This is a genomic window from Paenibacillus sp. 1A_MP2 (genome assembly GCF_052244825.1).
Taxonomy (GTDB): domain Bacteria; phylum Bacillota; class Bacilli; order Paenibacillales; family Paenibacillaceae; genus Paenibacillus; species Paenibacillus vandeheii.
Map to the genome: position 1 here is coordinate 2,608,065 of NZ_JBQQCS010000001.1, position 13,609 is coordinate 2,621,673.

The window sequence follows — 13,609 nt, forward strand, 5'->3', positions numbered from 1 at the left end:
AGGGGTGAACCCATGGATTTTCAGGTATTACTGTTAACAATCGGTGTTTCATTTATTTTGGCGGTGATCGCCGCACCGCTCTTGATTCCATTGCTGCGTCGAATGAAATTCGGACAGCAGGTTCGGGAAGATGGGCCACAGAGCCATCTGAAAAAGAGTGGAACACCTACAATGGGCGGAGTTGTTATTTTACTCGCGTTCACATTGGCCTTTTTGAAATTTTCAGCGGTCAAAAATACGGACTTTTATGTCCTGCTTGTGGCTACACTCGGTTTCGGTCTGATCGGATTCCTGGATGATTACATCAAGATTGTATTCAAACGTTCACTGGGGCTGACCGCTAAACAAAAGATGATTGGTCAGTTGTTTTTCAGTGCCGTGATGTGCTACTTGCTGATTCAGAACGGCCACAGCACAGCCATATCGATTCCAGGTACATCCTTCTCCTTCGACTGGACGGGATGGTTCTACTATCCGTTTGTCGTATTCATGATGCTTGCCATCACGAATGCAGTCAACTTTACCGATGGTCTGGACGGCTTGTTGTCCGGCGTGAGTGCCATCGCTTTTGGGGCATTTGCCATTGTAGCGATGCAGGCAACATCTATGCCGGCAGCGGTATGTGCGGCGGCGATGATTGGTGCGGTACTAGGCTTCCTGGTATATAACGCACACCCGGCCAAAGTGTTTATGGGAGATACGGGATCACTTGGAATTGGTGGTGCGATCGGTGCCGTTGCGATTGTAACGAAGACAGAACTTCTCTTTGTCATCATTGGCGGTATTTTCGTCATCGAAATCCTGTCTGTTATTATCCAAGTGGTATCCTTCAAAACTCGTGGCAAACGCGTATTCAAAATGAGTCCGATTCATCATCACTTTGAACTGAGTGGCTGGTCGGAATGGCGAGTTGTCATCACTTTTTGGGCGGTAGGTGCCATTTTGGCCGCTCTTGGACTTTATCTCAACAAGGGGTTGTAGACAATGAATCATCCGGAAACATATCGTGGGCAACAAATCGTCGTGCTTGGACTGGCCAAGAGCGGCGTGCAGGTCGCCAAAGTGCTGGATCGTGCCGGCGCAATAGTTACAGTCAATGATAAAAGAGAGAGAACAGTGTCCCGAAGCATCCGAATTGGAGGCTTTGGGAATTTCTGTTGTATGCGGGGGCATCCGGACGATCTGATTCACAGTGATGTGAAGCTTGTGGTCAAAAATCCGGGTATTCCTTACCATGCGCCTCCTGTGCAGCAGGCACTTGCCTTAGGCATTGAAGTGGTGACTGAGGTGGAAGTGGCATATCATTTATGCGCTGCACCTATGATCGGAATCACTGGGTCTAATGGGAAAACGACTACAACAACGTGGGTAGGCAACATGTTGGAGCATGCCGGCTTGAAACCGATCGTTGCCGGTAATATTGGAACACCATTGTGTGAGGCGGCAGAGCAGGCTTCTGCGGATAACTGGATGGTGGTGGAGCTTAGCAGTTTCCAACTGAAAGGCACATCCGATTTCCGTCCGCGCATTGCCAGTCTGCTAAACGTAGCGGAGACTCATTTGGATTACCATGGGGACATGGATGATTATGTGGCTTCCAAATCCAAATTATTCTCCAACCAGCAACCGGAGGATGTAGCTATCCTGAACTGGGATGATCCAGTATGCCGTGGACTGGTTCCTTATATCAAAGCAAGACTGCTCCCATTCTCGCTGACAGAGAAGCTTGAAGCAGGGGTATATGCTGATCCTCCATACGTGGATGGGGAAGAGGATGACGTGAAGCGCCAGGTGATCTATGCAGACGGTCAGGGAAACCATCATATCATTATTGATGTGGAAGACATCGGACTCCCAGGACGATTCAATGTGGGAAATGCATTGGCAGCAGTAGCTATTGCTGTGTCCGCTGGAGCCGACCCGTCTGTGCTTGCTGCGCCTCTGGCTGATTTCAAGGGGGTTGAACACCGTCTTGAGTATGTACTTGAACATGATGGAGCCAAATATTACAACAATTCTAAAGCAACCAATTCCAAGGCAACTGTAATGGCGCTGAACTCATTCAAGGAACCGGTTGTGCTCATTGCCGGAGGACTGGATCGTGGTTCAGACATGATGGAACTGCTGCCCTTGTTCCAGGAGCGTGTAAAAGCTGTGGTTGCTCTAGGAGAGACAAGAGCGAAAATTGCCAAAGTCGCGGAACTGGCGGGATTAAAGCAAATTAAGGTCGTCGATAATGAGGAGGACGCTGCCCGGACGTTAACCGCTGCCGTGCAGGAAGCTTCACAGTTTGCAGCTCCAGGTGATGTTGTCTTGTTATCACCGGCGTGTGCAAGCTGGGACATGTTTGCTTCCTATGAAGAGCGGGGACGCATTTTTAAAGAGGCGGCGCATAACTTGTAAGTAGGGGGGTGGAAAAGCCCCTACTTCCATGCAAGGGGTGGCCTCCTGATGAAACAGACGCGACCGGCGCCGGATTTCTGGCTCCTAATTTGTATTCTGGCATTGCTTGCCATCGGCATTATTATGGTATACAGTGCGGGCTCGGTGCTTGCTTTTCATGACTACGGTGATTCATTTTACTTTGTCAAAAGACAGCTGTTGTTCGCCGGACTTGGACTTGCTGCCATGTTTGTTACGGCAAATGTGGACTACCGGGTCTGGAGAAAGTATGCAAAGCCGATATTGATTGCCTGCTTTATAATGCTGATTGCGGTGCTGATTCCTGGCATCGGAGTGGTTCGCGGAGGGGCACGAAGCTGGTTGGGCATTGGCTCATTCGGCATACAACCTTCAGAATTCATGAAACTGGGTATGATCCTGTTTCTGGCTCATTGGTTAAGCAAGGAGCCTGGTAAAATCAAAACGTTTACGACGGGGCTTCTGCCACCGCTCGGCCTGATTGGTTTGGCCTTTGGTATTATTATGCTTCAGCCCGATTTGGGGACAGGCACAGTCATGCTGGGTGCTTCAATGCTCATTATTTTCACAGCAGGAGCACGGATGAAGCATCTATTACTGCTTGCCCTCGGTGGTGTAGCAGGGTTTGCCGGGCTGATTGCGGCAGCTCCGTACAGATTGCAGCGAATAACGGCTTTTTTGGACCCGTGGTCTGATCCACTTGGTGCAGGATATCAGATTATTCAATCTTTATATGCGATCGGTCCTGGAGGACTTGCGGGCTTGGGGCTGGGTATGAGTCGACAAAAATACAGTTATGTACCCGAACCACAGACGGATTTTATTTTTTCCATTTTGGCAGAAGAGCTTGGCTTCATTGGTGGAATGATTGTATTATTGCTGTTCCTGGTCCTGGTGTGGAGAGGGATGCGCGTAGCGATGACGATACCGGATACTTTTGGCAGCCTTCTGGGCGTAGGCATTGTGGGTATGGTCGCTGTGCAGGTCATTATCAACATTGGTGTGGTCATCGGGCTTATGCCGGTTACGGGGATTACACTCCCACTCATCAGTTATGGCGGTTCATCTCTGACCTTGATGTTGACAGCGTTAGGCATATTATTGAACTTATCCCGTTATGCGAGGTGAATGTACGATGCGAGTCGTTCTAAGCGGCGGCGGTACCGGTGGACATATCTATCCGGCCGTTGCGATAGCAAGGCAATGTGAGGCGGAGAATCCCGACTCGACATTTTTATATATCGGTGGTACCCGTGGACTGGAAAGCAAACTGGTGCCACAAGAGAATATTCCATTTCAATCGATTGATATTACAGGTTTTCGCCGGAAATTATCCTTTGACAACGTGAAGACGGTAATGAGATTTCTGCAAGGTGTACGCAAAGCCAAGAAAATGCTCAAGGAATTCAAACCCGATGTTGTCATCGGTACGGGGGCTACGTGTGTGGGCCTGTCGTGTATGCGGCAGCCAAACTCGGTATTCCGAGTGTCATCCATGAACAGAATGCCATTCCCGGACTAACCAACAAGTTCCTTACACGTTATGTGGATACGGTCGCAGTTAGCTTTGAGGGTTCGGAGAAAGCATTCTCTGGAGCCAAAAGGGTTGTGTATACCGGCAATCCAAGGGCTACCACGGTAGCTCAAGCCAGCCGTGATCGCGGATTCGCGACACTGGGTGTACCTATGGACAGCCGAGTAGTTCTTGTGGTTGGTGGCAGCCGTGGTGCGAAGGCAATCAATAAAGCTATGGTGGATATGGCACCGATGCTGGCCAAGCTTGAAGATGTGCACGTGGTCTACGTAACAGGTGATTCTTATTTTGACGAAACGCGTGAAGCGATCCGCAGCTCCCTTGGAACGATGCCGAATCATCTGCATGTGCTGCCCTACGTCCACAACATGCCCGAAGTTCTTGCATGCACATCGCTGATCGTGAATCGTGCTGGGGCTTCGTTCCTTGCCGAGATCACATCGCTCGGAATTCCATCCATCCTGATTCCGTCACCTAACGTGACGAATAATCATCAGGAGGCAAACTCCCGCACGCTTGAGGGTGGAGGCGCATCGGTTACGATGCTGGAGAAGGATCTGACAGGCCAGGGGCTATATAAAGCGATTGCTGGAATTATGAATGACGAAGCGGCGCGCAAAAGGATGGCAGAGGCCTCCAGGAAACTGGGAAAACCCGATGCAGCCGAGGTACTTGTGAGCGAGATTCGGCGTCTTGCTGCAGGGCGTTAAAGTGCGTTTTGGGCGATTGTCACACACACGGCGGGACTGACATAAGATACCCTATAAATCGTGACAATCGTTCCATGGCGACGCAACACGGCCAGCAGCAATGTAAACTGCCGTGCTCATTGGTTTTGAAGTAAAGGAGGATGTTAATATGCAGCAGTGGATATCGCTACTATCCCAGAACAATGTCGGCAATGTTCTTGAAAACGAGCCGCTAGCCAAATACACCACATGGAAGATCGGCGGTCCTGCAGATGCGCTGGTCATACCGGAAAACAAAGAGCAGATGGTTAATCTCATCCAATTACTGCACAAGCATCAGATCCCATGGATGCAGCTTGGACGGGGTTCAAACATGCTGGTGTCCGACAAGGGAATACGCGGAGTTGTTGTGAAACCGGGAGAAGGCTTTGATTATGCCGAGTTTCACGAGGGCGGGGTAACTGCCGGAGCGGCACATTCCTTTGTTAAACTCAGTGTTGTTGCTGCAAAAAAGAGTGGACCGGTTTGGAATTTGGCAGCGGCATCCCCGGAACGGTCGGGGGAGCCGTATATATGAATGCTGGTGCCCATGGATCGGATGTGTCACGGATATTTCAATCCGCTGAGATTGTACTGGAGACAGGGGAATTGGTACGTTACAGCAAGGAGGACATGGAATTTGCTTATCGCCACTCTGTTCTGCATGACCGGAGAGGCATCGTGCTGGAGGCTACATTTGCACTTCAGCAGGGAGAACGCAAAGTCATTTCGGAATCAATGGCAGCTTACAAAGACCGTAGGCGCCGTACACAGCCACTACAGATGGCGTGTGCTGGCAGTGTATTCCGGAATCCACCTGGTGATCATGCCGCCCGTCTGATTGAAGCAGCGGGGCTAAAGGGTAAGACTCAGGGAGGCGCACAGGTATCCACCATGCATGCCAATTTCATTGTCAATACAGGCCAAGCAACAGCAGAGGACGTTATCACCCTAATGCAGCAGATTCAGAGCACTATATCATCTCAAAACGGTATTAACCTGGTACCGGAAGTCTTCGTAGTGGGTGAACGGTAAACCCCGGAGGTGATACATTGGACAAATTGGTGATTGAAGGCGGGAAACCCCTCTCAGGATCCATACGCATCCATGGAGCAAAAAATGCAGCTTTACCGATCATGGCCGCAAGTTTGTTGGCAGACGGAGAAATTACGCTGCACAACGTTCCGCACTTGCTGGACATCGAAGTGATGCTGTATATCCTGGAACGACTTGGATGCACGTGTCGGCATGAACAGGGAACAGTGACGATAGATACGTCGTCCATCCGGTCATATGATGTGCCTGAGGATCTCATGAAACAGATGCGTTCTTCCATTTTTTTAATGGGACCATTGCTGGCTAAGTTTGGGCAAGTATCTGTATACCAGCCAGGTGGCTGTGCTATCGGGGAACGCAAAATTGATCTTCACCTTCGGGGCCTGGAAGCGCTCGGAGCTTCGATTGAAGAGCTGGATCAGCAGATCATTTGCCGTGGGCGTAAGCTGGTAGGTACAGATATTCATCTGGATTTCCCCAGCGTAGGAGCCACAGAAAATATTATGATGGCTGCCGTTACGGCTGAGGGTACAACAACGATATTTAATGCAGCCAGAGAACCAGAAATACAGGATCTGCAGCATTTTCTGAATGCGATGGGTGCACGAATTATCGGTGCTGGAACGGATACGATTACGATTAGTGGTGTGGAGAAACTCAAGCCTTGCTCTTATGAAATTATACCGGATCGGATCGTTGCTGGAACGGTGATGATTGCGGCCGCAGCAACGAGAGGGAATGTAACGCTTACACACTGCAATCCGGCTCATCTTACTTCCCTTATACATGTGTTGAAGCGTACTGGTGTTCAAATCACAGTCTGCAATGATATAATGACGGTGAGCTGTATGAGCCGTCCCAAATCAGTAGACCGCATTGTGACTTCTCCGTATCCTTCATTCCCAACAGACCTGCAGTCGCAAATTATGGTGCTGCTCAGTCTGGCAGACGGTTTTAGTGTGATGAAGGAAACGGTATTCGAGGGTCGGTTCAAACATGTGGATGAGCTGAATGTCATGGGTGCCGATATTTCGGTAGACCTGAATGCAGCATTTATCCGTGGCGTTCCCCGTTTGTACGGGGCTACAGTGGAAGCAACCGATCTGCGTGCAGGTGCAGCATTAGTCATTGCTGGCCTTGCTGCCCAGGGAAAAACGGTTGTGGAGCAAGTGCATCATATTGATAGAGGGTACGATCGTATCGAGAAGCTCTTTCAGAGTTTGGGAGCTTCGGTTGAGCGACAGTCCCCCGTTTCGAAGCAGCTGGATTTTGCCAATTAACGTCCTTTGAGTCCCCTTCTTAAGGGAAGGGGGCCGGAGGCTTTGTGGAGCGCGACCTATGCCTAAAAGCCAAATTCCGGTTCTGAAGAAGAATCGGCCCAAACGAAACACAAGCCGTAAAATTGTTTTTATTCTCTTACTTCTTTTTATTGTATTACTTGCTGTACTTTTTTTTCGTTCTTCGATGAGTCGGATTTCGGCAATTGAGATTACGGGTAATGTATACACAACAACTTCGGAACTGCTGGAGAAAAGCGGTCTGAAGGAGGGCGAACAGTTTTTTGGGATAAGCTCGGCGGATGTGATCGAGCGTCTGAAAACGATCAAGGCTATATCAACCGTAACTGTGGATAAACAATTTCCGGGTACTATTCTTATCAAGGTGCAGGAATATCCAACGGTTGCGTATGAACTTGGTTCTGACGGTACGCTAAAAGCCATACTGGCAAGCGGGACAAGCTTAACGGTTCCTGCCACCATTGGAGTTGCCGTAGAGAAACCTATATTAACCCAATGGAAGGCTGATGATCCGCTCAAGGCCAAGCTGAGTGAAGCGTTGGCCAAGATCCCGAATGAACTAACGACGGATATTTCAGAGATTATTCCGAATCCTACGCCTTCATTCCCGGATCAGATTCGGATGTATACCAAGTCACAGTTTGAAGTGATTACAACCGTCTCTCTATTGTCCGATAAGGTAGAGTATCTTAACCAGGTCATTGAGACGGAACGGCCAGGGAAAATCACGATGCTGGAGGCCGATACGTACGTGCCTTTCATTCCGGATAACCCGGAAGAAGATGCTGAACCAGGAGCAACTCCCTGATTTCCGCCTTTAATTCGGTTAAGCTGCATTCAAAACCAGGCGGGATCGGGGTTTAGCCCCTCTTATCCAGTGAAAGTTGTTCTTTCTGAGACGAAGAAAAAATGATACACTTGAATATGGCACCTAAGTTGCCTCCTTCTTTTTCTTCAAGGTTTTATGTCTCACAACCAGATCTTGGCACCCAAAAAAATTGTAGAAAAAGAGGGAAAGCCTAAAGTGTGTTGAATATGTTTTAAGAGTGTTTAAACCCGAACGTATTTTACTATTTGGAGTCAGGAGGTGCCACAGACTTGAGCAACAATGACATCATTGTTAGTTTGGACATCGGTACATCCAAAATTCGCGCTATTATTGGGGAAATGAATAATGGAACCTTTAATATTATTGGAGTTGGATCTGCCGACTCGGAGGGAATTCGCAAAGGTGTAATCGTAGATATCGATCAGACGGTGCAATCGATCCGCAATGCAGTGGATCATGCAGAACGTATGGTAGGTATTCAAATATCCGAAGTATATGTTGGAATCTCGGGAAATCATATCGGACTGATGAGCAGTCACGGCGTCGTGGCAGTGTCTAACGAGGATCGTGAAATCGGAGAAGAAGACATGGAGCGGGTGTTGAAAGCAGCCGAAGTGATTGCGGTCCCACCGGAACGGGAAATTATTGATGTTGTAGCCAAGCAGTATGTTGTAGATGGCTTGGAAGGCATACAGGACCCCCGTGGTATGATTGGTGTTCGTCTGGAAGTGGAGGCGACCATCATTACGGGTGCAAAAACCGCGATACATAATCTTTTGCGCTGCGTGGAAAAAGCGGGTCTGAAAGTAAGTGATCTGGTACTCATGTCACTTGGAGCAGGTCAGCTGGCTTTGTCCAAAGATGAAAAAACGATGGGTTCCGTGCTTGTTGATATCGGAGCAGGGGCTACAACCATCGCCATCTTTGAAGAAGACAGTCTCGTTGCAACTTCAACCCTGCCTATTGGCGGGGAGTTTGTAACCAATGACATCGCCTATGGTTTGCGCACATTAACAGATCAAGCCGAAAAGGTAAAACTGAAATATGGCTGCGCATGGCTGGATGACGCTGCTGCGGATGTCATGTTCAAAGTAACACGGATCGGCAGCAATGTAGACAAGGAGTTCTCTCAAGAGGATCTGGCGGCTATTATCGAACCTAGGGTTCAGGAAATATTCCAGATGATTTCTCAAGAAGTGAAGCGTCTTGGTTACAATGATCTTCCGGGAGGTTATATACTAACGGGAGGTACGGTCTCTATGCCGGGTGTTCTGCAGGTAGCTCAGCATGAGCTTGCTGCTTCGGTACGAGTTGCGGTGCCGGATTATATTGGTGTGCGTGACCCGGGCTATACAAGCGGTGTCGGTATTTTGCACAGTGTAATCCGCAGTTTGCGTATTCGTCCCTCGATCAACAACGGCGGTGGAAATAATAATAACAACAATAATAACAAAAAACCGACCAACCGTCCTAAGCCGAATGCGGCCCAGGAATCGGAGCAGAAACCAGGTCTGTTCGAACGGCTGAAAAATATGTTTAGTGAATTTATATAACAGGTTGGATCTATTTCATACAATTCTTGAAGCCGTTTGAATGCGCTGGTTCTAAAATAAACGCTTTCGTTCGTCGATATATGAAATTGATTCGGTTCAAATCAAAAATTGGACGGGCCATCCATGCACATTGAGGGGGAGATGGAATAATATGTTGGAATTTGATTTCGAGATGGAGAGCTTGGCTCAAATTAAAGTCATCGGTGTAGGCGGCGGCGGAAGCAATGCAGTCAACCGAATGATTGAAAATGGTGTACAAGGTGTAGAATTTATTACGGTGAACACGGATGCACAGGCATTACACCTGGCAAAATCCGAGCATAAATTGCAAATCGGTGATAAATTAACCCGTGGTCTTGGCGCTGGCGCCAACCCGGATGTAGGTAAAAAGCAGCGGAAGAATCCCGCGATTTGATCATGAATACCTTGAAAGGTGCAGACATGGTATTTGTGACAGCCGGTATGGGCGGCGGAACGGGTACTGGTGCGGCTCCGGTGATTGCCGAAATCGCCAAAGAGTGTGGCGCACTTACCGTTGGTGTGGTTACTCGCCCGTTCACATTTGAAGGACGTAAACGTTCCAGCCATGCAGAGCAAGGTATTGAAGCTCTCAAGGAAAAAGTGGACACGCTGATCGTCATTCCTAATGATCGTTTGCTTGAGATTGTTGACAAAAAGACACCGATGCTGGAAGCATTCCGCCAAGCGGATAACGTGCTTCGTCAAGCGGTACAAGGTATCTCCGATCTGATTGCAGTACCGGGTCTGATCAACCTTGACTTTGCAGACGTCAAAACGATCATGCACGAGCGTGGATCTGCGCTGATGGGGATTGGTGAATCGACTGGCGAAAACCGTGCAGCAGAAGCAGCACGCAAAGCCATTATGAGTCCTTTGCTTGAAACGTCCATCGAAGGTGCACGCGGCGTTATCATGAACATTACGGGTGGCATTAACCTGTCCCTGTATGAAGTTAATGAAGCAGCTGAGATCGTTACGTCCGCTTCCGATCCGGAAGTAAACATGATCTTCGGTGCGATCATTGATGAGGATCTGAAGGAGGAAATCAAAGTAACGGTCATTGCGACTGGCTTTGAAGATAAACCTGCTTCACCACCACCTGGACGTAAACCGACTCCCGCAAGTGAGCCTGCGGATAACCGTTCGCCGAACCTGCGTCCATTCGGAAATCAGCCGAGCAGTGATCAGCTGGATATTCCGACATTTTTACGCAATCGTTCACGCAATAATAATAACGATTAATACGTTAATCGATTTCAATGAAGACCCGGTACTCCTGATGGAGCCACCGGGTCTTTTTATTTTTTTACATTTTATCACACATCATTGAACAAATTCTGAACAAGGGGCCTGAGTAATTCCGACAAAAAAAGTTGAAAGGGTCCCCCATGATTAGACAGACTTTGAAAAGTGCGCTCCTTATACTTGTGAATATGCTCATGAATATCGGATAACGTTATTTCGATATGCTGCGCGCAGGCAGGTGAAGAATGTGGTAGTTTATGTGGATCTTATTTTTTTGACGAACCTGTGTATTGACGGTGCACTCATCGGCTTGACGGCCTGGATGCGCAAAACGAAGCTGGTCTGGTGGAGATGGTTGCTGTCCGCGATCGTCGGTGCGTTGTACGTCGTCATGATGTTTGTGCCGGAGTTTGATTTTATGTTCACCTTTTTGATCAAGTTTGGATTGTCTCTGGTGATGCTGAGTATTGCATTTGGGTTTACGGGTCTTCAGGCATTTATACGGACTTTGGGCACCTTCTATGTGATCAATTTTGTCGCTGCCGGAGGAATTCTGGGTGTACATTACATGCTCCAAAGCTCCGGGAATTGTTCAACGGCATATGGTTTACAGCATCGGGTGGAATGTCATTTGATCTGAAAATCGCCTTCTGGTTCACGTTTGTCGTCTTTTTTGCCGTGCTTTTTTTATTCAAAGCCGTGCAGAGCTCGAAACGTAAAACAGACCGAATGACAACGTACTTGGGTAAAGTGGAGGTTTTTATTGACGAGGTGACTATTACTTGTACAGGCCTTCTGGATACAGGAAATCAACTCACAGACCCCCTTTCACGAATGCCCGTTATGGTCATGGAGGTATCGTTATGGCAAGACATGCTGCCTGCTGCATGGAAGGGCAGGTTGAAGGATGAGGCGCCGGACAACCTTATCATGGAGCTCGATCAGGAGGATTTTCACTGGCAGGATCGTTTAAGGCTGGTACCTTATCGAGGTATTAACAAAGGAACTGCGTTTATGCTGGCGATGAAGCCAGACCGGGTGAAGGTAACGATGGATGAGATGTGTTATGAGACGACAAAGGTATTAATAGGGTTGGACGGGGCGTACTGTCATCCGATGGAAAATACCAGGCCGTGATTCACCCTGAGCTTGTGCAAGACGCCGCTTCTGCGCAGTCTACGGCTATCTCTGCGGGAGCAACAGAAAAGCCGCTGAATGTGGTATAGGAGGAACGTACATGCTTGTAAAATGGAAACTGGTGGCGCAGCTGCAGTACTATCGTTTATTATTTCTGCTTGGTTTAAAAAGTGAAGAGATTTATTATATCGGAGGCAGTGAGGCGTTACCGCCCCCATTAACACGTGAAGAAGAAGAGTTTTTGTTGCAAAAGCTGTCTTCAGGCGATTCGGCGATTCGTGCCATGTTGATTGAACGTAACCTGCGGCTGGTGGTATACATCGCGCGCAAATTCGAGAACACAGGTATCAATATCGAGGATCTCGTCTCTATCGGTGCGATTGGGTTAATTAAAGCAGTTAATACATTTGACCCGGAAAAGAAAATTAAGCTGGCTACCTATGCTTCCCGTTGTATCGAAAATGAAATTTTGATGTACCTGAGACGTAACAGCAAAATTCGTACAGAAGTTTCTTTTGATGAACCACTCAATATTGATTGGGATGGAAATGAACTATTATTGTCCGATGTACTCGGTACAGAGAACGATACAATCTATCGGAATATTGAAGAACAGGTAGACCGGAAGCTTTTGCATAAGGCATTGGAAAAATTAACCGAGCGGGAACGAATGATTATGGAGCTTCGTTTTGGGCTGACAGATGGGGAAGAAAAGACACAGAAAGATGTCGCCGATCTGCTTGGAATCTCCCAATCCTATATCTCCCGTCTCGAAAAAAGAATCATTAAAAGACTCCGTAAGGAGTTCAACAAGATGGTCTGAACAGGAGCATTTTTCATAATGGGTATTAATGGCAAGGATGCCAAGTGCGAATAAAAAAGCCTGCCCGGAGATAATGTACATTAATGTTTCTCCTTGGGAGGTAAATCACGATGACCCGAAACAAAGTCGAGATTTGTGGCGTGGACACCGCAAAATTGCCTGTCCTCACCAACACAGAAATGCGGGAATTGTTTCATTCCCTTCAGCAACACCATGATCGCTCAGCAAGAGAGAAATTAGTGAATGGCAACCTGCGTCTTGTACTCAGTGTCATTCAGCGCTTTAACAATCGGGGAGAGTTTGTCGATGATCTGTTCCAGGTTGGATGTATTGGCCTGATGAAAGCCATTGATAATTTTGATTTATCCCAGAATGTCAAATTTTCAACCTACGCGGTGCCGATGATTATCGGTGAAATCCGTCGATACCTGCGCGACAATAACCCCATTCGGGTATCTCGCTCTTTGCGGGACATTGCTTATAAAGCACTTCAGGTGCGTGACAGCCTGACGAATAAAAACTCTCGTGAACCGACGATATTCGAAATTTCTGAGGTACTGAACGTACCGAAGGAAGATGTGGTTTTTGCATTGGATGCCATTCAGGACCCGGTTTCGCTCTTCGAACCGATTTATCATGATGGTGGAGATCCGATTTATGTAATGGATCAGATCAGTGATGACAAAAACAAGGATGTGTCCTGGATTGAGGAAATTGCACTGCGTGAAGCGATGCACCGTCTCGGTCAAAGGGAGAAAATGATTCTGTCGATGCGGTTTTTCGAAGGGAAAACCCAGATGGAAGTGGCTGATGAAATTGGCATTTCCCAGGCGCAGGTATCCCGTCTGGAGAAATCAGCGATACAACAAATGCAGAAACATGTGAAGTCGTAACAAGGGGCAAGCCAGGAGGCGATCCAAGGGAAGAGATATTCCTTGGATCGTCTTTTTGCTTTTTGCATTTC

Annotated in this window: 9 protein-coding genes and 4 pseudogenes; all 13 read left to right on the forward strand. The window is 48.0% G+C overall.

What is annotated here, in order from left to right; all coding sequences use genetic code 11:
- The first annotated feature begins 12 nt into the window (after positions 1–12).
- The 13 genes and pseudogenes from mraY (at position 13) to sigG (ending at position 13,538) form a co-directional block, all read left to right on the forward strand.
- Positions 13–981 (forward strand): phospho-N-acetylmuramoyl-pentapeptide-transferase, encoded by a 969-nt coding sequence (gene mraY, locus ACTWJ7_RS12745; protein WP_024628420.1) that lies wholly within the window; start codon positions 13–15, stop codon positions 979–981.
- A 3-nt stretch (positions 982–984) separates the two neighbouring features.
- Entirely contained in the window at positions 985–2,403 is a 1,419-nt protein-coding gene (murD, locus tag ACTWJ7_RS12750; RefSeq protein ID WP_443145504.1) for a UDP-N-acetylmuramoyl-L-alanine--D-glutamate ligase, read from the forward strand.
- Positions 2,404–2,451: 48 nt separating this feature from the next.
- Entirely contained in the window at positions 2,452–3,549 is a 1,098-nt protein-coding gene (gene spoVE / locus ACTWJ7_RS12755) for a stage V sporulation protein E (RefSeq protein ID WP_285078090.1), read from the forward strand.
- Positions 3,550–3,556: 7 nt separating this feature from the next.
- Positions 3,557–3,921: pseudogene (locus ACTWJ7_RS12760) on the forward strand (glycosyltransferase); the annotation flags it as partial.
- A 258-nt stretch (positions 3,922–4,179) separates the two neighbouring features.
- Positions 4,180–4,665: a UDP-N-acetylglucosamine--N-acetylmuramyl-(pentapeptide) pyrophosphoryl-undecaprenol N-acetylglucosamine transferase gene (locus ACTWJ7_RS12765; RefSeq protein ID WP_443146371.1), complete on the forward strand. Its 486-nt coding sequence runs from the start codon at positions 4,180–4,182 to the stop codon at positions 4,663–4,665.
- Positions 4,666–4,813: 148 nt separating this feature from the next.
- A pseudogene (murB, locus tag ACTWJ7_RS12770) lies at positions 4,814–5,718 on the forward strand (UDP-N-acetylmuramate dehydrogenase).
- Between the two features lie 17 nt (positions 5,719–5,735).
- Positions 5,736–7,019 (forward strand): UDP-N-acetylglucosamine 1-carboxyvinyltransferase, encoded by a 1,284-nt coding sequence (gene murA / locus ACTWJ7_RS12775; RefSeq protein ID WP_079349612.1) that lies wholly within the window; start codon positions 5,736–5,738, stop codon positions 7,017–7,019.
- A 58-nt stretch (positions 7,020–7,077) separates the two neighbouring features.
- The gene (locus ACTWJ7_RS12780) at positions 7,078–7,845 is read left to right on the forward strand and encodes a cell division protein FtsQ/DivIB (RefSeq protein ID WP_301877908.1); all 768 of its coding nucleotides are present in this window, start codon (positions 7,078–7,080) and stop codon (positions 7,843–7,845) included.
- Positions 7,846–8,135: 290 nt separating this feature from the next.
- Complete coding sequence (gene ftsA / locus ACTWJ7_RS12785) at positions 8,136–9,419, forward strand: cell division protein FtsA (protein ID WP_024628413.1); 1,284 nt, start codon at positions 8,136–8,138, stop codon at positions 9,417–9,419.
- 151 nt (positions 9,420–9,570) lie between these two features.
- Positions 9,571–10,682, forward strand: a pseudogene (gene ftsZ / locus ACTWJ7_RS12790) (cell division protein FtsZ).
- A 250-nt stretch (positions 10,683–10,932) separates the two neighbouring features.
- A pseudogene (gene spoIIGA, locus ACTWJ7_RS12795) lies at positions 10,933–11,911 on the forward strand (sigma-E processing peptidase SpoIIGA).
- Positions 11,912–11,922: 11 nt separating this feature from the next.
- Positions 11,923–12,645 carry an RNA polymerase sporulation sigma factor SigE gene (gene sigE / locus ACTWJ7_RS12800; protein WP_017687308.1) on the forward strand — a complete coding sequence of 241 codons (723 nt, stop codon included), beginning with the start codon at positions 11,923–11,925 and terminating at the stop codon, positions 12,643–12,645.
- A gap of 110 nt (positions 12,646–12,755) precedes the next feature.
- Entirely contained in the window at positions 12,756–13,538 is a 783-nt protein-coding gene (sigG, locus tag ACTWJ7_RS12805; protein WP_024628410.1) for an RNA polymerase sporulation sigma factor SigG, read from the forward strand.
- Positions 13,539–13,609 lie beyond the last annotated feature (71 nt).

What these genes read in the sequence shown, in the direction of transcription:
- ACTWJ7_RS12765 (WP_443146371.1), top strand. Translation starts at nt 4,180, where the DNA reads ATGGCACCGATGCTGGCCAAGCTTGAAGATGTGCACGTGGTCTACGTA.
- murD (WP_443145504.1), top strand. Translation starts at nt 985, where the DNA reads ATGAATCATCCGGAAACATATCGTGGGCAACAAATCGTCGTGCTTGGA.
- spoVE (WP_285078090.1), top strand. Translation starts at nt 2,452, where the DNA reads ATGAAACAGACGCGACCGGCGCCGGATTTCTGGCTCCTAATTTGTATT.
- mraY (WP_024628420.1), top strand. Translation starts at nt 13, where the DNA reads ATGGATTTTCAGGTATTACTGTTAACAATCGGTGTTTCATTTATTTTG.
- ACTWJ7_RS12780 (WP_301877908.1), top strand. Translation starts at nt 7,078, where the DNA reads ATGCCTAAAAGCCAAATTCCGGTTCTGAAGAAGAATCGGCCCAAACGA.
- sigG (WP_024628410.1), top strand. Translation starts at nt 12,756, where the DNA reads ATGACCCGAAACAAAGTCGAGATTTGTGGCGTGGACACCGCAAAATTG.
- sigE (WP_017687308.1), top strand. Translation starts at nt 11,923, where the DNA reads ATGCTTGTAAAATGGAAACTGGTGGCGCAGCTGCAGTACTATCGTTTA.